Source organism: Mesorhizobium sp. L103C119B0, from assembly GCF_000502235.1.
Taxonomy (GTDB): domain Bacteria; phylum Pseudomonadota; class Alphaproteobacteria; order Rhizobiales; family Rhizobiaceae; genus Mesorhizobium.
On record NZ_AYXE01000020.1, the window covers coordinates 1 to 17,568 of the forward strand.

The following is a 17,568-nucleotide window of genomic DNA, read 5'->3' on the forward strand; positions in this document are numbered from 1 at the left end:
CAACCGATACATCAACATGGACGACCTGCGCGAGCACAAGAAGCTCGCTCTGCGCCAAGCCGCATGACCAGCATCGTGGCTGCCCCATTTTGCAGAACTTGACGCACACAACCAGGTTTTGTGGCTCCCCAGCTATCAGAGAGCGCCGGCGATTATTGACAGACCCGGCTCTTGAAATTGGCTGAAATCGCCGCTCCACATTTCCGCATCTGTTTGAATTGTGTTTATCAACTAGTGCGAACGCTATGGCGAAGCAGGTTGAGCTGGCGGCGTTCCTGGCTGATCCCCGCCAGTGCTTGATCGCGGCGTGGGATCCTTGTCGAGCTTGGGATTCCGGTCCACCGGTTCGCCATTCACATCGTCGGCCTTGGAGTTTGCAGGGTCCGTTTGGCCAGGATTTGGGCTGTAAGTATCTGGCGATGGAACCCGGCTGTTTTGCTGTGTCGCCGGTGTCTTAGCCTGCTCGCCATAGATTTCAGCGATCCCCCAGGCGACGAGCGCCAAGACAAGGCCTGCCAAGAGCACGCCAAGGACCGGTCGCCCCAAGCCACCCTGCCTGGCCCGCTTTTCCGGAATGTTTCTGCTCATGATCGCAACCTTGGGCTAAGAGGAGTGGCCCGCGCTCCAGGAGCGAAGACGCGGGCAGTCAAGAGCTCCGGATGTTGGCCATGCGGCGAACAGGGAACTCGCTGCACATACCGAACTCGCTGGCGCTGTTGATGTTCCCACGGAATCCAAACAGCGCGCCGCCGGGAGCCGGACTGGCAATTTGGGTTGGAGTGGCTGGAACGAGCCAGCTCAAGGTCAACGAGCGGCGGTGTGCGTAAGCGGGCATTGCGAGCCAGACTGGAACTTTGCCGAATCTGCCGCGTTGCCGACCATGGCCGACTACAACGAGACCACCAATCCGGTGCTGACCGGTTGCAAGGCCCGCGTTGCCACCAGGGACATCTGTTTGAAGGCTATCTGAATTTGCTCCTCGTTGTTGGCGATTCCGCCCGATGGAACATCCTGATCCGCTCGCGGTTGGGGAAGCCCGGGCCAGCGGCAGGAGCATCATCATGAACGTCGAACGTAACCCGGCCGAAGACAGAGGCGATATTCAGTCTGGGGTGACAGAGGACAAGACGCCGGGATTCGACCCGGCGGCGGCGCCTATGGAAACCGATGCCGAAGCAGCAGACACCTGCGCCGTGCCGGTTCCCGCAGCGACGGGCACGCCGGCTTTCGCTAATCAAGCAAGCTTCGCCAATGCGATGCGGCGGCCGGACGACGAGCGCGCCCCGGCCCCGAGTAAAAACGGCCCGGTGCTGGCCATTGTCGCGCTTGTCGTCGTTGCCGCCGTCGTGTTCGTTGTCGCCGCGATTCTGGCGCGATAGCAGATCCTGCGCTTGCGCCAAACCTCTGCCCTGCGAAGCGATCAGGGATGCGGTCGTGGCAGCAGGCGATCAGCGGCTGGAAAAACAAGCTGCAGGTTGCAGCGGCGCATGGCACGCCGGCCGGCACCCTGACCGAGCAGCATTGCGGCATGGCCGAACCCGGCTCGGCCGCCAAGGGTTGAGGCCGGATGCTCGTTCGAAGCGGGAACATTTCACATCAAGCCAAGTTCGGGCTCGCAGAGCTTGTCGTCAAGGAACAGCACATGAAGGCCCTGACATGGCACGGCAAATGCGACATACGTTGCGAACAGGTGGCCGATCCGACGATCCAGGATGAACGCGACATCGCTGCAGAAAGTTCGGAACGGCGATATCGACCCGTCATTCGTGATCACCCATCGGCTGGCCTCAAGGCCGGGCCCGCACTTTACAAAACCTTCCGTGACAAGGAGGACGGCTGCATCAAAGTCGTGATGCGCCCGCACGGCTGACCGTTCTGTCCAATGGCCCGACTTTGTTGTCCGGCCGTCTGCATGCTGAAAAGGCGAGAGTTGAAAATGGCCAAGGACAAACCCGCATCGACAAACCCGGCCGCCACACCTTCGGTCAGATCGCCTGAGGCCGCCGGCCTGCCACATCCCCCTCGCGATGCTGAAGACAGCGATTCCGGCGCCAGGCCGACGGCGCCCAAGACCGCTGGCGCCCAGCAAGCGTCCAGATCGCCGCTCGACAGCCGCGTTGCAAATCGCAATGCCGGCCGTCCTCATCAGGCAGGCACGACGCCTCGGCCGACCGACGAACCGCTGGAGTAAAATGAAACCTAAGCTGCGGCGCGGGTATCCGCACCGCGGTGTGTGTGCAGTCAGGGTCTTCCTGCCCTGCCGACAGCGCACACAGGTCTTGATCTCTCGTGGATCGCGGGATCGGCAATCAATACTTAGCGGGAAATTCGGTGGTACCGTTGGCTGGGATCGAACCAGCGACCTCCGGATCCACAATCCGGCGCTCTAACCATCTGAGCTACAACGGCACGTTCGCCTGAGCCAGATCGTGGTGAAAATTCATTCTCCGAGATCCGCTCTGTCGTTCGGCGATGCGTCCAATACGGTCTATCAGACACTAATTCAAGGCCTTTGATAAGGCAAAGCCGGTCTGCCAACAGACGCTGGTTTCTTCGGCAAAAGAAAAAGGCCGGCGGGAGGAGGTGCCGGCCTTTTCCTGTTACGAGCCAGCGGGAGAAGGTGCTGGCTGGTCACCCCGGAGAGCAGAGGGAGGAGGTTCCACTCGCCGGGTATTCATTTGGACAACTCTATCGCACACCTATTTGTCTGACGAAATGCGACGTTTTGATGCATCGCAGAGTTGTGCGCAATTATTAGGCGGCCTTGATGTCCTTCAGGGCCTTCTCGAAAGCGGTCTTGACCGGCTTGGAGACGTCTTCGGCAGCCTTCGACACAACAGCCTGGAAGTCCTTGGCCTGCTCGACGGTGGTCTCGACGCGCTTGCGCAGGAAGGCGGTCTGCAGTTCGACCACTTCCGACAGCGACTTGGCGCCGATGAGGGCCTCGAGATGCAAGAAGCCGGCTTCGGCATTGGCGCGCAGAGCGGCGATGGTCTTGAGCGACAGGTCGCTGGAAACGGTCTTGGCAGTCTCGAAGGTCGATTCCAGGACTTTCTGGGTCTCTTCGGCGCCGGTCTTCAGCTTGGAGTAGGCTTCCTTCGACTGCTCGACGCCCTTTTCGGCGAAAGCGCGGATCTGGTCGGTTGCCTTGGAAGCGTCGAAGCTCGGGAATTCGACGTTTTCGATGGTCTCAGCGGTCTTGGCCTTGGTCATTTTCCATCCTTTCGTGGTAGCGGCTTTGACAAAAAGCCGTCTCGTTCATGTATGATGGCAATATAGCGGTTTTTTTGTGCGATGCAATATCTTTGTTGCAGTGCACCATAAATTTCTTCCCATGCGTCACCCAAGAGGTTATCCAGGGACATTCCGAGAGGCTGTTAACCAAGTGGCCAGAGATTCCACCTGCTTCCCGCCATGGCTTGTGGACCTTCGCCGCGCGGGCTTTTATTAACAAAGCGTTAACTGCAAATTGCCCGCCTTGTAGGTTCGCCAAGAGGGGTTCGCCAAGAGGTTTCACCGAAAGGGTCCGCCAAGCGCATGCCTTCCGAGAACTACTCTTTCCTCGATGTCGCCGTGCTTGATGCGGTTCGCCAGCGCTTCGCCGCCGGCGACGCGATCGCGATTATGTCGGCCGACCTCGAACAGGTGATCTGGGCCAACGGCCCGGGCGCTGCGGTGTTCGGCTATCCCGATATCGAGGCCATCATCGGCGCCTCGGCTCAGCTGCCGCTGATCGCCAGGCGCCAGATCATGGCGACCGCGGGCTTCCCGCAGATCGGCAGCGACCGCGCCATTACGGTACGGCTGGCGACCGGCATCACCAGCCGCGCCGTCGGCTTCCTGGCCAGTGCGGTGACTATGCCGGACGGCGAAAGCGCCATTATGCTGGTGGTGCCGGCAGCGCAGGCCGGCTCGCGCAGTGCTGCCGACATTGCGGCCCGCGCCATCAGCGGCTTTACCGAAGACGGCCATTTCATCGCCTTTGTCGACGCCGCCGGCACTGTCGAGGCGGCTTCGGATGGCTTTGGCGCGCTCGCCATCCGGCCTGAGACGCTGGCCGCGCTTGTCGCCGACGTGGCGAGCCAGGACGACCGCATCGTCAAGCGCCTGGTCCCCGGCGGCGCCACGTCCTATCCGGCCGGCTTCGCGCGCCTGACCGAGTCCAGGCATCTGCTGGTGGTCATCGACGAGGATCAGCTCGGTGAGGAAAATCCTGTCGGCGAGCTGGATGCCGAACCTGCTGCAGCGCAGCTCGACGATGGCCCGGCGCAAGCCGCCGCGGAGAACGCGGTAACGGTGGATGCGGTGGCTGACCACCCCACCGCAAGCGGGAATCAGGGCGCCCCACTCGCGGCCGCGCCTGATGTTGGGGAGACAGGTCCGGCTGCCACCGAGCATGATGCTTCGGCGTCAACCGATACAAAGGCGGACCATCGCGAGCAGACGACCGGCCGCGAGCAGGCGGCGAATGACAGCGCGCCGGCGCAACATGATCATTGGTACTTCCATGCCGGCGAAGAGCCGCAGGCGGGCGAGCCGGACAGCCCGGCGCAGGCCGAGCCGGACTCTGTTTCCCCGGCCGAGAGTGCGCAGTTGGACAGCAGTGCCGCTGCGCCCGCCCTGCCGTCTGACGCAGCCCTACCGGCAACGCCTCCCGCCAAACGTGAGGTCGACCGCTCGGCGCCGCCGCTGCGCTTCGTCTGGCGCACCGACGCCGACGGCAAGTTCAGCGCGCTGTCGCCGGAATTCGGCGACATTGTCGGCAAAGCCGCCGCCGACGTGATCGGCCGCCGCTTCAAGGACGTCGCGACAACTTTCGGCCTCGACGCCTCGGGCGAGATCGCGGGCCTGCTTGAACGGCGCGACACCTGGTCGGGCCGCTCGGTACTGTGGCCGGTTGCCGGCTCCGACCTGAAGATACCGGTCGATCTGGCAGCACTGCCTGTCTATGGCCGCAGCCGCGCCTTCGAAGGTTTTCGTGGTTTCGGCGTCGCCCGCGCCGGCGATGCGGTGGTCGATCCGGAAGCAATCGGCATGGCGCTGGTCCCCAATGGCGCGCCAGCGGCAGCAGCTGAGCCGGCCCCGGAACAGCCCGTGGCGGAAGCTCCCAAGGCGGCCGATCCGTTCGAGGGCGAAGTGCCGGCGCTGACCATCGTGCCGAAGCAGGAACGTCGTTTTGCCGACAAGGTCATCCGGCTGGCCGAGCATCGGCAGCCCGCCAACGACAAGCAGCCGACAAGCGAGAGGGGCCTGTCGACGCTGGAGCGCAGCGCTTTCCGCGAAATCGGCGAGCGGCTGAAGAAGGACAATCCCCCGCCGGAGCAGCCGGAGACTGCCAAGCAGGCCGAACCGGCCAATCCGGATCAGGTAACGCCAGACCAGGCCAAGGCAGATGAGCTCAAGCCGGATCATGTCGAGGCGAACCAGGCTGAAACAGCCGCGCCAGCCCGACAACCCGCCGAGGTCTCGAGTCCGGACGAAGCCGGCCCGGCTGCCGTGGCTGAACCATCGGCAGCCGCACCCGAAAGCGAAACGGCTGAGGCCGAACCGCCGGAAAGCGATGCCGAGGACGAAAAGGACCTGACGCGGCTTGACGGCGAGCAGCCGGACGACGGCCTTGCGGACAGCGAAGCAGGCGAGGCGAAGGCGCCGACAGTGTCGCGCTCCCTGCTCGACTATGCCGATCCCGAACCAGGCTCCGTCACCGAAGACAGTACGGAAGCAACGTCGTCCAACGACGAACTTGCGCCGGCTTCCGAACCGGATGATACGCAAGCCCAAGAGATCGTCGAGGCCGCAGAGCCACAGCCGGTTGTTGCCGAGACGCCGGCCAATGCCGGTGAAGACGACAGCATGACGTCGGCCGACTTCCGCGATGCCGAGGACAATGAGGATTGGGCGCCGTCCGACGAGGCGACCGATTCCGCCGTGGAAGACGGGAACAAGGCCGGCGATGCGGACACAGTGCCGGCAGAACCACAGCGCCTGAAAGTGCCGCCGCTCAAGCTTGAGGGGTTCATGCCTTCGGCATTCTCGGCCGGAGATGAACACAAGGCCCCTGACACGTCGATCCTCGGCAAGCTGCCGGTGCCGCTGCTCATCCATTCGGGCGACGAGCTTCATTACGCCAATGAGGAATTCCTCGGCCTGACCGGCTATGACACGCTTGAGGATCTGAGCGACGCCGGCGGGCTCGACGCGCTGTTTGCCGATCCCTATTCAGAAACGGCCGGCGAAAGCGACCACACACTCAAACTGAAGACGCGCGAGGGCCAGGAATTTCCGATCGAAGCCATTTTGCGTTCGGTGCCGTGGCGCGCCGGCAAGGCGCTGATGCTGGTGGTGCGACGTACCGGCGATAACGAGCCGCCGATGGTTGCGCATCTCGCAGCCGAGGAGCAGACGCAGCCCGATGTCTCCGAACTCAAAGCGCGCATTGCCGAGATGCGCACCATCATCGACACCGCGACCGATGGTGTGGTGTTGATCGGCCGCGACGGCGACATCCGCTCGATCAGCCGGCCGGCCGAGGCGCTGTTCGGCTTCGACAGCGACGACGTCACCGGTAAACCGTTCGCCTCGTTGTTTGCCATCGAAAGCCAGCGCGCGGCGCGCGACTATCTGAACGGCCTGTCCGAGCCCGGCGTGGCGAGTGTGATGAACGATGGCCGCGAGGTGATCGGGCGCGAGGCGCAAGGGCGCTTCATCCCGCTGTTCATGACCATCGGCAGGCTGCCCAATGACAGCGGCTTCTGCGCCGTGGTGCGCGACATCACGCAGTGGAAGCGGGCTGAAGAGGATCTGACCCAGGCGCGCGCGGTGGCCGAGCGCGCCTCCTCGCAGAAGACCGATTTCCTCGCCCGCATCAGCCACGAGATCCGCACGCCGCTCAACGCCATTATCGGCTTTTCCGAGCTGATGGTGGACGAGAAGTTCGGCCCGGTAGCCAATGACCGCTACCGCGACTATCTCAGAGACATCAACCGCTCGGGCAACCATGTGCTCGATCTCGTCAATGACCTCCTCGACATTTCGAAGATCGAGGCCGGCCAGCAGGAAATGGACTACGAGGCGGTGTCGCTCAACGATACGCTGGCCGAGACGGTGGCGATGATGCAGCCGCAGGCCAACCGCGAGCGTGTCATCATTCGCTCCAGCTTCGCCTCGCGACTGCCGGAAGTCGTCGCCGACCTCAGAAGCGTGCGCCAGATCGCGCTCAACATCCTGTCCAACGCCATTCGCTATACGCAAGCCGGCGGACAGGTGATCGTGTCGACCGCCTATGAAACGTCCGGCGACGTTGTCATGCGGGTGCGCGATACCGGCATTGGCATGAGCCATGCCGAGATCGAGCAGGCGCTGAAGCCATTCAAGCAGATCAATGCGCTGAAGCGCGGGCGTGGCGACGGCACCGGTCTCGGCCTGCCGCTGACCAAGGCGATGGTGGAAGCCAACCGCGCCCGCTTCACCATCACCTCGACGCCGGGCGAAGGGACGCTGGTCGAGGTCGCCTTCCCGTCGACGCGGGTGCTGGCCGAATAGGCCGGCGATTTCCGGGCGAGAATCCCGGACAAAGAAAAGGCGTCCAACAGGACGCCTTAAATGGGATTTGCTGTCACAACGGGGCTTGAGCGAATCTGATCCTCAGGGGACGAGGAACGGGATTTCTCCCTCAAGTTACGTGCGACTATCGACGCCGGGCCTTAACAACTCCTTACCGGCCGTCCAAAAAATTTACGAATGTGTACCACTCATGAAATCTAGGTAAATTCGACCGACATGTCTGGTTAACCATCCCGGCCGCGTCACTCAGCCAGCTGCGGCAGGTTCCTGAACAGCTCCAGCGCCTCTGGATTGGCCAACGCTTCCTTGTTCTTGATGGCGCGGCCATGCACCACGTCGCGCACTGCAAGCTCGGTGATCTTGCCCGATTTGGTGCGCGGAATGTCGCTGACGGCGACGATCCTTGCCGGCACGTGGCGCGGGCTGGCGCCGCTGCGGATCTTGGAACGAATGCGCTTTTCCAGATCCTCGTCCAGCGTCACGCCGGCGGCCAGCCGCACGAACAGCACGACGCGGACGTCATTGTCGAAATCCTGACCGATGCACAGCGCCTCAAGGATCTCCGGCATCTGTTCGACCTGATTGTAGATCTCCGCCGTGCCGATGCGCACACCGCCCGGATTGAGCGTCGCGTCGGAACGGCCGTGGATGATCATGCCGCCATGCGCGGTCCATTCGGCGAAGTCGCCGTGGCACCAAACATTGTCGAAGCGCTCGAAATAGGCGGCCTGGTATTTCTTGCCCTCAGGATCGTTCCAGAAGCCGATCGGCATCGACGGGAACGCTTTTGTGCAGACCAGCTCACCCTTTTGCTCGCGGATCGGCTTGCCGTCATCGTCCCATACATCGACGGCAAGGCCGAGGCCGGGACCCTGGATCTCGCCGGTCCAGACCGGTTGCGTCGGTACGCCGAGCACGAAACAGGAGACGATGTCGGTGCCGCCGGAAACCGAGGCCAGATGCACGTCCTTCTTGATGCCGTCATAGACGAAGCGGAAGTCCTCCGGCGACAGCGGTGAGCCGGTGGAGGAAATCGCCCGCACGGACGACAGATCATGGCTGCGGATCGGCTTGAGCCCGGCCTTGCGTACGGAATCGATGAATTTGGCCGAAGTGCCGAAAAAGGTCATCTTCTCGGCATCTGCGAAGCTGAACAGCACATTGCCGTCGGGGTGGAAGGGCGAGCCGTCATAGAGCAGCAGCGTGGCGCCCGAGGCCAGGCCCGACACCAGCCAGTTCCACATCATCCAGCCGCAGGTGGTGAAGTAGAAGAAGCGGTCGCCTTCGATGAGTCCGGCATGCAGCCGGTGTTCCTTGACATGCTGGACCAGCGTGCCGCCGGCCGAATGGACGATGCATTTGGGAATGCCGGTGGTACCTGACGAGAACAGGATGTAGAGCGGATGCGCGAACGGCAGCCGCTCGAACGTGACCGCTTTGGCGGTAAAGGGTAACAGCGCCTCTTCGAGCGCCACGGCCTTGTCGATGATCGCTGCGATATCGCGCGAGGTACCGAGATAGTCGACGATCACGACCTTGCGGACGGTTTCGAGCTTCGCCGCAACGGCAGCGATCTTGTCGGCTACCTCGATTGCCTTGCCATTGTACCAATAGCCGTCCGGCGCAATGAATATGACCGGCTCGATCTGGCCGAAACGGTCGAGCACGCCCTGCTCGCCGAAATCGGGGGAACAGGACGACCAGACCGCGCCGATGGAGGCGGCCGCCAGCATGGCGGCGACGGTTTCCGGCATGTTGGGCATCATCGCCGCGATGCGGTCGCCCTTTTTCACCTTGAGCGACAGGAAAAGCTGCTGAAAGCGCGAGGTCAGCTGGTGCAGTTCGCTCCACGACAGCCGCCGCTCGATCTTGTCCTCGCCGCGAAAGACGATCGCGTCGCCGGAACCGATCTTCTTCAGCAGGTTCTCGGCGAAGTTCAGCGTCGCATCGGGAAAGAACGATGCGCCGGGCATCTTGTCGCCATCGACGAGCACGGTCTCGCCCGCATCGGTCCCTTTGTCGCCGACAATGCCGCAAAAGTCCCACAGCAGGCTCCAGAAGCCTTCGCGATCCTCGACCGACCAGCGGTGCAGGTCGGCGTAGGAGGCGAAGGATGTGCCGCTTTTGGCCGCTGCTGCCTTCATGAACGCGGTCAGTGGTGCTGCGTCGATCTGGTCTTGCGGCGGGGTCCAGAGCGGTGCTTCGGCAGCCATGATCGATCCTCCTTGAAGCCCGTCGCGTCGCAAGATAGATATGCTTTTGTTTTGATGCACGTCGTTGTCCCGGAACCGCTGCACTCTTCCGGGCGACATGCACTAGCCTCAGCTTTACAGGCGCCGCTGTCCCAAAAACGCCGCGCCTCGTAGCAGGCTGAAGCTGCATCGCTTATGCCTACCACCGTGCGGCAGAGCAAGATTTTGTTCCGCTAAAACTCGGCCATATGTTCGCAATTGCCATCGCCGGGCCATAAAGACTTGAAATGCCTCAGCCCTAAGTCGTAGTGACGACTGGAAGGCGTGGTGACAACTGGCGGTTACACCCGTCAGGCGATTTTTATCGGAATGAAAGCAACCGGGGCAATATGCCATCACCTTTGATCCGGCGCGGAATATGGGCGATCGGCGTTGCCGTGCTCGTCATCGCGCTGGTCGTCGCCGCTCTGCCGCTGTTTGCCTCGACCCGGATCGTGCGCGATCGCATCGCCTGGGAGATGAGCGCGTGGAGCGGTTTCAGGGTCACCATCGCCGGTTCGCCGCGCATCGAGGTGTGGCCGAAGTTCCGCGCCATATTGAGCGACGTCACGCTGTCCCAGTGGACCGAGACCGACGCGCCGCCGGTGATCGAGGCCGAACGGGTCGAGGTCGACCTTTCGGCGATGGCGGCGCTGCAGGGCGATGTGGTGTTTTCGACGGCGCGGCTGGTGCGGCCGACAATCCGGGTCCAGCGCGCCGCAAACGGCATATTCCTGCCCGCCATACCAACGGGCGGACGCATCACCCGCTCCATCGACACGGCGCGCGGCCTAGTCAACGCCGATCCGACGAAGCCGGACCTGAGCAAGCTGCCCGCCGATCCGTTCGGCACAGTGGAATTCAGGGACGGCCGCATGGTCGCCTCCATCGGCGGCAAGGACGTCGAATTGCTGACCAGCCTGTCCGGCCAGGCGAGCTGGGCAGCGATGAACAGCAACGCGACCTTGTCGGCGACCGGAATCTGGCGCGGCGAGAGCGTCACCGTCGATGCCGCCTCGCCCAAGCCGCTGGTGCTGTTTGCCGGCGGCGCCGCACCGGTCACGTTTTCGTTCAAGGCAGCGCCGGCCAGCTTCTCGTTCGATGGCACGGCCAGCATGTCGCAAAACGCCTATTTCGATGGCCAGGCGAAATTCGCCGCGCCCTCGCTGCGGCGCGTGCTGGAATGGTCGCAGGCCGGCATTGCCCCTGGTACGGCGATCGGTTCGGTCTCGATTTCGAGCAAGATCACGGCGACCGCCGGCCGCGTCAAATTCGAAAACACCGCGGTGACGCTCGACAGCAACCCGGGAATGGGGGCCCTGGATTTTTCGTTCGGCGACGCCTTGCCGGTGATATCAGGCACACTCGCCTTCGATACGCTCGACCTCAGGTCGCTGTTTTCGGCCTTCACGCCGCTGGCGCCGACCGGCGAGACCGGTCCCGGCGAAATCGACACCAGCTTCGCCGACCGGATCAATCTCGATCTGAGGCTGTCAGCGGCACATGCCTCGGCCGGCGCAATCCAGCTTGCCGACGTCGCCGCTACGGCGCAGGTGAAGAACGGGCTTGCCGTCTTCGATATCTCCGATGCGTCGGCCTTTGGCGGCAACGTGCAAAGTAGCCTGCGTTTCGACCGCAAACCGGAGGGCTCGCAGGTCGAGATCCGGCTGCTCGCCTCCGACATTGACGGCGCCGCTTTCGGCACCGCGGCCGGAATGACGCGGCTGGTGCCGGCCAGCACCGGCACTGTCTCGGTCATTCTCAAAGGGCCGGGCAAATCCTGGGACTCGATCTTCGAGAACGCGGACGGCTCGGTCTCTGCGACGTTCGGGCCGGGCGCGCTGAGCGGGCTCAATTTGCCGGCATTTCTGAAGCACACGGAACAGGGCGGCTTCTTCGCGCTCGACGACGTCTCGGACGGGACACTGCCGATGGACGGCGCCGAGCTCAAGGCCACCATCTCGAAGGGTGTGGCAAGGCTGGACAAGGCCGAGGCCAATTCGGCGAAATACAAGGTCTGGCTGTCCGGCATCGCCTCTTACGGCGGACGCGGGCTGGCGCTTTCGGGGGGTGTCACCCAGGCCGACCCGGCAGCGGCACCGGTCAATGGCCAGCAGGGATCCAACCAGTCGTCATTCTTCGTCGGCGGCACCTGGAGCACGCCGTTCATCTCGCCGATCAGCCGCGGCGTCTCAGGCGAATAGGCGGACCCTTACCGGGACCGCCCTATCCCTCGTTTGACGCAATCAACCGCGCTGCGCGGCCTGTTCGTCGAGCTGGCGTTGCACCTCACGCCGCTTGTTGGCGACCGAAGCGATGATGACGCCTACCGCCACGACGGCGATCAGGATGGTGCAGGCGGCGTTGATTTCCGGCGTCACGCCGAGACGCACCTGGCTGTAGATCTTCATCGGCAGCGTGGTGGCGCCAGGCCCGGAGGTGAAGGAGGCGATGACCAGGTCGTCAAGCGACAGGGTGAAGGCCAGCATCCAGCCGGAGACGATGGCCGGCATGATGACCGGCAGCGTGATCTGAAAGAAGGTCTTTACCGGCGTTGCGCCGAGGTCCAAGGCAGCTTCTTCCAGCGAACGATCGAACGACACCAGGCGCGACTGCACGACGACAGCCACGAAGCACATGGTCAAGGTGATGTGAGCAAGCGTCACGGTCAGGAAGCCACGGTCGAGACCGACGGCAACGAACAGCAGCAACAGCGACAGGCCGGTGATGACTTCCGGCATGACCAGCGGCGCAAACACCATGCCGGAAAACAGGATGCGGCCGCGGAAGCGGGTGTAGCGGGTCAAGGTCAGTGCTGCCAGCGTGCCGAGCACGGTTGCCACAGTGGCGGAGATGACACCCACACGCGCGGTCACCCAGGTGGCGTCCATCAGCCCCTGATTGTGGAACAGCGAGGCATACCATTTGGTCGAGAAGCCGCCCCAGACGGTGACCAGCTTCGACTCGTTGAAGGAGAAGACGATGAGCAGCACGATCGGCAGATAGAGAAAGGCAAAGCCCAGCACGACCGAGGTGACGTTGAAGCGGCTCCAGGTGGCGTTCATTTGTCCTGCTCCTGGGCGCGTGCCTGGGCCTGCTGGAAGAGCATGATCGGCACGATCAGGAGCAGCAGCAGGATGACGGCGACGGCCGACGACACCGGCCAGTCACGGTTGGCGAAGAATTCATTCCACAAGGTCTTGCCGATCATCAGCGTCTGCGAGCCGCCGAGCAGATCGGGAATGACGAACTCGCCAACCGCTGGAATGAACACCAGCAGGCAGCCGGCGATGACCCCGGGCAGCGACAGCGGGAACGTGATCTTCCAGAAGGCTGATGTCGGCGGGCAGCCGAGATCCTTTGCCGCCTCGATCAGCGAGTAATCCATCTTTTCCAGCGACGAATAGAGCGGCAGCACCATGAATGGCAGGTAGGAATAGACGATGCCGATGAAGATCGCCGTGTAAGTGTTGAGGATGATCAGTGGCTGATTGATGATGTGCAGCGACAACAGCATCTGATTGAGCAGACCCTCGGGCTTGAGGATGCCGATCCAGGCATAGACGCGGATCAGGAACGACGTCCAGAACGGCAGGATAACCAGCATCAGCAAGGTCGGACGGATCGTCGCCGGCGCGCGGGCCATGCCGTAGGCGATCGGGAAGCCGACGAGCAAGGTCAGGATCGTCGAGACAGCAGCGATGATAACACTGGTCACATAGGCTTTGAAGTAAAGCGCGTCCTGCGTTAGCCAGACATAATTGTCGACGCTGAGTTCGCGGAAGCGGACAAAGAACCCGGACACGCCGTCCCTGAAATCGAGCGCCGGCGTGTAGGGCGGCATGGCGATCGCCGACTGCGACAGCGAAATCTTGAAGACGATGATGAACGGGATGAAGAAGAAGAACAGCAGCCAGAGATAAGGCACGATGATGACGAGCCGGCTGACAAAGCCGGCACCGAGCCGCATCAGGAACGGTTTGGCCGCGGCCGATGGACCGGCGTCGGTGAGTGCAATGTTGGACATGGCCGCCCCCTACCGTGTCAGCACGACGCCGGCATCCGGCCGGAAGGAGACCCAGGCGCGGTCGTTCCAGGTCAGCGGGTCCTCGGTGACTCGCGCCGCGTTGAGCGCGCTTGCCCTGATGATCTGCCCGTCATCCAGCCGGATGTGGTAGACGGTCATGTCGCCGAGATAGGCAACGTCGTAGACCTCGCCCTCAAGCGCATTGACGGCGTCGGCCGGTTTCGTCGACGACACCTTGATCTTCTCCGGCCTGATGGCGAAGACGATGTCGGAACCGGCCTTTGTATCGGTGCTGTTTTCGACCACGATCTGGGCCCCTGTCGCGCCGGTGATGCGCGTGGTGTTTGCCGCACGCTCGGCGACCTTGCCCTCGAACATGTTCACATTGCCGACGAAGTGGGCAACGAAGCGCGAACTGGGGGCTTCATAGACTTCCGCCGGCGTCGCCACCTGCATCACCTCGCCCTTGTCGATGATGGCGATGCGGTCGGCCATGGTCATCGCCTCTTCCTGGTCGTGGGTGACGACGACGAAAGTGAGCCCGAGATTTTGCTGCAGGTCCATCAGCTCGAACTGCGTTTCCTCGCGCAGCTTCTTGTCGAGCGCGCCGAGCGGTTCGTCGAGCAGCAGCACTTTCGGCCGCTTGGCGACCGAGCGGGCGAGTGCGACGCGCTGGCGCTGCCCGCCGGAGAGCTGGTGCGGCTTGCGCTTGGCGAACTGCTCGAGCTTGACCAGCTTCAGCATCTCGGCGACGCGCTTTTCGATATCCGGTCCCGGCATGCCTTCCTGCTTGAGGCCGAAGGCAATGTTCTTTTCCACCGTCATATGCGGGAACAGCGCATAGGACTGGAACATCATGTTGACCGGGCGGCGATAGGGCGGGATGCCGCGCAAATCCTGGCCGTCGAGAAGGATACGGCCGGCGGTCGGCTCCTCAAAGCCGGCAAGCATCCTGAGCAAAGTCGACTTTCCGCAACCGGACGCGCCGAGCAGGGCGAAGAACTCGCGCTCGAAAATGGTCAGCGATAGATTGTTGACGGCTGTGAAGTCACCGAACTTCTTGGTGACGTTCTCGAATTGAATATATGGCTTGGCATTCGGATCAGTCCAAGGCGCAAAATCCCTGCGGATGCTGCCAAGCGATTTCATGTCCCACTCCGTCCTGTTTTTTGCTTCTTGCCCCAGAGAAGAATGGTCCCGGCAGATGACTGCCGGGACCAGTCGCGTTGCTTACTGGCCGGTGACGATCTTGGTCCAGCTGCGCGTGATCAGGCGCTGGGTCTTGGGATCGTAGGGCTGGACCGTATAGAGTTTCTTCAGGGTCTCGGCGTCCGGATAGACAGCCGGGTCATCCAACAGTGCCTTGTCGACGAACTGCTGCGAAGCCTTGTTGCCGTTGGCGTACAGCACATAGTTGGACGACTTGGCGATCACTTCCGGCTTCATCATGTAGTTGAGAAATTCGAGTGCCTCGGCGGCATGCGGCGCATCGGCGGGAATCGCCATCTGGTCGAACCACATCTGGGCGCCTTCCTTGGGCACGGAATAGCCGATCTCGACGCCTTGCTTGGCCTCGACCGCGCGGTTGCGCGCCTGGAAGACGTCACCCGACCAGCCGACCGCCAGGCAAATATCGCCGTTGGCGAGCGCGTTGATGTATTCGGACGAATGGAATTTGCGGATATACGGCCGCACCTTCAGCAACGTCTCCTCGGCCTTGGCGATGTCGTCAGGTGAGGTGCTGTTCGGATCGAGGCCGAGATATTTGAGCGCCGCCGGGATGATGTCGGCCGGCGAGTCCAGCACATAGACGCCGCAGTCCTTCAGCTTGGCCAGGCTGTCGGGATTGAAGAACACATCCCAGCTGTCGATCTTGTCGGTGCCGAGTGCTGCCTTCACCTTCTTGATGTTGTAGCCGATGCCGACCGTGCCCCACATGTAGTTGATCGAATATTCGTTGCCCGGATCGTATTTGGCGGTGCGCTCCGAAACCGTGTCCCACATGTTGGAAATGTTGGGCAGCTTCGACTTGTCGAGCTTCTGGAACACGCCGGCCTGGATCTGGCGGGCCAGGAAGTTGCCGCTGGGCACGACGACGTCATAGCCGCTGCCGCCGGCAAGCAGCTTGGTTTCGAGGATTTCATTGGAATCGAAGGTGTCGTAGACGACCTTGATGCCGGTCTCCTTGGTGAAGTCGTCAATGATCGAACTGTCGATGTAATCCGACCAGTTGAAGACGTTGACGACGCGATCCTCGGCATGGCCGCCGACGGCGAAAAGCGTCAGAAATGCCGAGGTTGCCGAAAGCCAGAGCGCTTTGCGGATCATGCTGTTCTCCTTTGATGAGTGTTCCTTCGCCAAGTCGTCGCTGTTCGAGCGCGATTGGGCATTTGCTTCAGAGTATTGAGCTTTCCGGGCAGCCACAAGCGTGAACTGCCGGCGCCATCCGGGCGGTTCGACAAGCGGCAGATCATGGCTCTGTGTGCCCGCATGGCGGGCGCGCTGACGCCGTCAGAGGCTTTCGCCGTGGCGCGGGCAGGGATACGACGCTGTGGTCCGGTCTTGGTCCGACCGGCGGGGACACTTGGCAAGATAAGCCTGTCTTGTTGTTGCCGTGCCCCCAGCCTGCCCGTGCCGCAGCAAGGTTGTCAATGGCCCGCGCGGGGAAGCTCGGTCAATAGGGCGTGCGGCTTCGCTAATTGGGGAAAGACGGGCGTAATTAGGGAAGACGGGCTCAACTAAGGGAAAGGCAGGTCAATTAGGCGATGGCAGGCCGGTGGTCCCCGGCCGTGCAGGCCTCGCCTGGCGCTTGAATTCAAGCGCGATATGGACGAGCAGCGCGGCGACCACCACCGCGCCGCCGATGATGGTGCGCACCGAGGGCACCTCGCCATGAACGAGCCAGACCCAGATCGGTCCGAGGATCGGCTCGAACGTGCCGAGGAGTGCTGCGATCGCCGCCGGAACCAGCCTCGCGCCGGTGGCGAAGAAGGCAAGGCCCAGGCCGAGATTGATGACGCCGAAGGCAAACAGGAAAGCCATGTCGTGGGCCGACGTGGCAAACTGCGTGGCTTGCGATGCGGCGAAAGCCGCTGCCAGCATCGTGCCGAGGCACGTCGCCGGCGTCATGCGCACATGGGCGAAGCGCCGGGTGATGACGGTGGCAATCGAGAACATGACGGCGATCAGCAGCGACAGCCCGTCGCCGATGGGCGATACGGCGCCGTCGAGCGATTCCGACACCATGATGGCGACGCCGGCGATGACGGCGGCGATCGCCACCCAGGTCGCGACGGCGACGCGTTCGCGAAACAGCACCCAGGCAAGCAATGCCGCCAGCAGCGGCACACCGGCCTGCATCAACAGGATATTGGCAACGGTGGTGTAGGCGAGCGCGACAACGAAGCACGTCGACGCCGTGGCGAAACAGACGGCCACGGCAAGGCCGGGCAGGCCCATGTCGCGAAACAGCCGCAACATGCCGCGCCAGCCGTCGCGCCAGGCCATGAAGCAAATCAGGAACACAGCCGCCCACAGCGAGCGCCAGAACACCACCGTCCAACTGTCAGCGGTGTCGATGAAGCGGGCGATGGTGCCGCCAAAGCTCCACATCAGCGCCGACAGGAACACCAGCAGCAAGCCGACCCGCTCTTCGCGCGGCGAGACGATCGGCGGTGCGGCGATTGGAGAAGATGCGGTATCGGTCATGGGGTGCGACTGTCGGCTATCTCGGGGTGGCATAATGCA

11 protein-coding genes, 1 tRNA gene and 2 pseudogenes are annotated in these 17,568 nt (G+C 62.7%); 5 read left to right on the forward strand and 9 right to left on the reverse strand.

Annotated features, from left to right (window positions below; all coding sequences use genetic code 11):
* Nucleotides 1–243 precede the first annotated feature (243 nt).
* Nucleotides 244–588 carry a hypothetical protein gene (locus X728_RS1000000169500; protein WP_081727320.1) on the reverse strand — a complete coding sequence of 115 codons (345 nt, stop codon included), beginning with the start codon at nt 586–588 and terminating at the stop codon, nt 244–246.
* Between the two features lie 473 nt (nt 589–1,061).
* Here X728_RS1000000169500 and X728_RS141405 point away from each other — a divergent pair, with 473 nt between their 5' ends.
* The 3 genes and pseudogenes from X728_RS141405 to X728_RS1000000169510 all read left to right on the forward strand — a co-directional run.
* Nucleotides 1,062–1,379: a hypothetical protein gene (locus X728_RS141405; protein WP_031195897.1), complete on the forward strand. Its 318-nt coding sequence runs from the start codon at nt 1,062–1,064 to the stop codon at nt 1,377–1,379.
* A 68-nt stretch (nt 1,380–1,447) separates the two neighbouring features.
* Nucleotides 1,448–1,561: pseudogene (locus X728_RS1000000171815) on the forward strand (oxidoreductase); the annotation flags it as partial.
* A gap of 166 nt (nt 1,562–1,727) precedes the next feature.
* Nucleotides 1,728–1,870: pseudogene (locus tag X728_RS1000000169510) on the forward strand (glutathione-dependent formaldehyde dehydrogenase); the annotation flags it as partial.
* A gap of 462 nt (nt 1,871–2,332) precedes the next feature.
* On the opposite strand, the gene X728_RS141390 reads toward X728_RS1000000169510, so the two are convergent.
* Together X728_RS141390 and X728_RS141385 are read right to left on the reverse strand one after the other, a co-directional pair.
* Nucleotides 2,333–2,409 (reverse strand) — tRNA-His (locus X728_RS141390).
* A 345-nt stretch (nt 2,410–2,754) separates the two neighbouring features.
* Nucleotides 2,755–3,213 carry a phasin gene (locus tag X728_RS141385; protein WP_023832750.1) on the reverse strand — a complete coding sequence of 153 codons (459 nt, stop codon included), beginning with the start codon at nt 3,211–3,213 and terminating at the stop codon, nt 2,755–2,757.
* A gap of 324 nt (nt 3,214–3,537) precedes the next feature.
* Here X728_RS141385 and X728_RS141380 point away from each other — a divergent pair, with 324 nt between their 5' ends.
* A complete protein-coding gene (locus tag X728_RS141380; protein ID WP_023832751.1) occupies nt 3,538–7,542 on the forward strand; it encodes a PAS domain S-box protein in 4,005 nt (1,334 codons plus the stop codon).
* 263 nt (nt 7,543–7,805) lie between these two features.
* Here X728_RS141380 and X728_RS141375 read toward each other — a convergent pair whose 3' ends face one another.
* Nucleotides 7,806–9,776 (reverse strand): acetoacetate--CoA ligase, encoded by a 1,971-nt coding sequence (locus X728_RS141375; RefSeq protein ID WP_023832752.1) that lies wholly within the window; start codon nt 9,774–9,776, stop codon nt 7,806–7,808.
* Nucleotides 9,777–10,144: 368 nt separating this feature from the next.
* Between X728_RS141375 and X728_RS141370 the strand changes: the two genes are divergently transcribed.
* Nucleotides 10,145–11,998 carry an AsmA family protein gene (locus X728_RS141370; protein WP_023692376.1) on the forward strand — a complete coding sequence of 618 codons (1,854 nt, stop codon included), beginning with the start codon at nt 10,145–10,147 and terminating at the stop codon, nt 11,996–11,998.
* A gap of 42 nt (nt 11,999–12,040) precedes the next feature.
* On the opposite strand, the gene X728_RS141365 is transcribed toward X728_RS141370, so the two are convergent.
* From X728_RS141365 to X728_RS141345, 5 genes are all read right to left on the reverse strand, one after another.
* Nucleotides 12,041–12,859, reverse strand: a complete 819-nt coding sequence (locus X728_RS141365) for an ABC transporter permease subunit (RefSeq protein WP_023669326.1) — start codon at nt 12,857–12,859, stop codon at nt 12,041–12,043.
* A complete protein-coding gene (locus tag X728_RS141360; RefSeq protein WP_031195899.1) occupies nt 12,856–13,821 on the reverse strand; it encodes an ABC transporter permease subunit in 966 nt (321 codons plus the stop codon). The genes X728_RS141365 and X728_RS141360 overlap by 4 nt, the downstream gene beginning before the upstream one ends.
* A gap of 9 nt (nt 13,822–13,830) precedes the next feature.
* Nucleotides 13,831–14,970, reverse strand: a complete 1,140-nt coding sequence (locus X728_RS141355; RefSeq protein WP_023729070.1) for an ABC transporter ATP-binding protein — start codon at nt 14,968–14,970, stop codon at nt 13,831–13,833.
* An 81-nt stretch (nt 14,971–15,051) separates the two neighbouring features.
* Entirely contained in the window at nt 15,052–16,149 is a 1,098-nt protein-coding gene (locus X728_RS141350; RefSeq protein ID WP_023681872.1) for a polyamine ABC transporter substrate-binding protein, read from the reverse strand.
* Between the two features lie 426 nt (nt 16,150–16,575).
* Nucleotides 16,576–17,529 (reverse strand): DMT family transporter, encoded by a 954-nt coding sequence (locus tag X728_RS141345; protein WP_023751980.1) that lies wholly within the window; start codon nt 17,527–17,529, stop codon nt 16,576–16,578.
* Between the last annotated feature and the right edge of the window lie 39 nt (nt 17,530–17,568).

What these genes read in the sequence shown, in the direction of transcription:
- X728_RS1000000169500 (WP_081727320.1), bottom strand. Translation starts at nt 588, where the DNA reads ATGAGCAGAAACATTCCGGAAAAGCGGGCCAGGCAGGGTGGCTTGGGG.
- X728_RS141405 (WP_031195897.1), top strand. Translation starts at nt 1,062, where the DNA reads ATGAACGTCGAACGTAACCCGGCCGAAGACAGAGGCGATATTCAGTCT.
- X728_RS141385 (WP_023832750.1), bottom strand. Translation starts at nt 3,213, where the DNA reads ATGACCAAGGCCAAGACCGCTGAGACCATCGAAAACGTCGAATTCCCG.
- X728_RS141380 (WP_023832751.1), top strand. Translation starts at nt 3,538, where the DNA reads ATGCCTTCCGAGAACTACTCTTTCCTCGATGTCGCCGTGCTTGATGCG.
- X728_RS141375 (WP_023832752.1), bottom strand. Translation starts at nt 9,776, where the DNA reads ATGGCTGCCGAAGCACCGCTCTGGACCCCGCCGCAAGACCAGATCGAC.
- X728_RS141370 (WP_023692376.1), top strand. Translation starts at nt 10,145, where the DNA reads ATGCCATCACCTTTGATCCGGCGCGGAATATGGGCGATCGGCGTTGCC.
- X728_RS141365 (WP_023669326.1), bottom strand. Translation starts at nt 12,859, where the DNA reads ATGAACGCCACCTGGAGCCGCTTCAACGTCACCTCGGTCGTGCTGGGC.
- X728_RS141360 (WP_031195899.1), bottom strand. Translation starts at nt 13,821, where the DNA reads ATGTCCAACATTGCACTCACCGACGCCGGTCCATCGGCCGCGGCCAAA.
- X728_RS141355 (WP_023729070.1), bottom strand. Translation starts at nt 14,970, where the DNA reads ATGAAATCGCTTGGCAGCATCCGCAGGGATTTTGCGCCTTGGACTGAT.
- X728_RS141350 (WP_023681872.1), bottom strand. Translation starts at nt 16,149, where the DNA reads ATGATCCGCAAAGCGCTCTGGCTTTCGGCAACCTCGGCATTTCTGACG.
- X728_RS141345 (WP_023751980.1), bottom strand. Translation starts at nt 17,529, where the DNA reads ATGACCGATACCGCATCTTCTCCAATCGCCGCACCGCCGATCGTCTCG.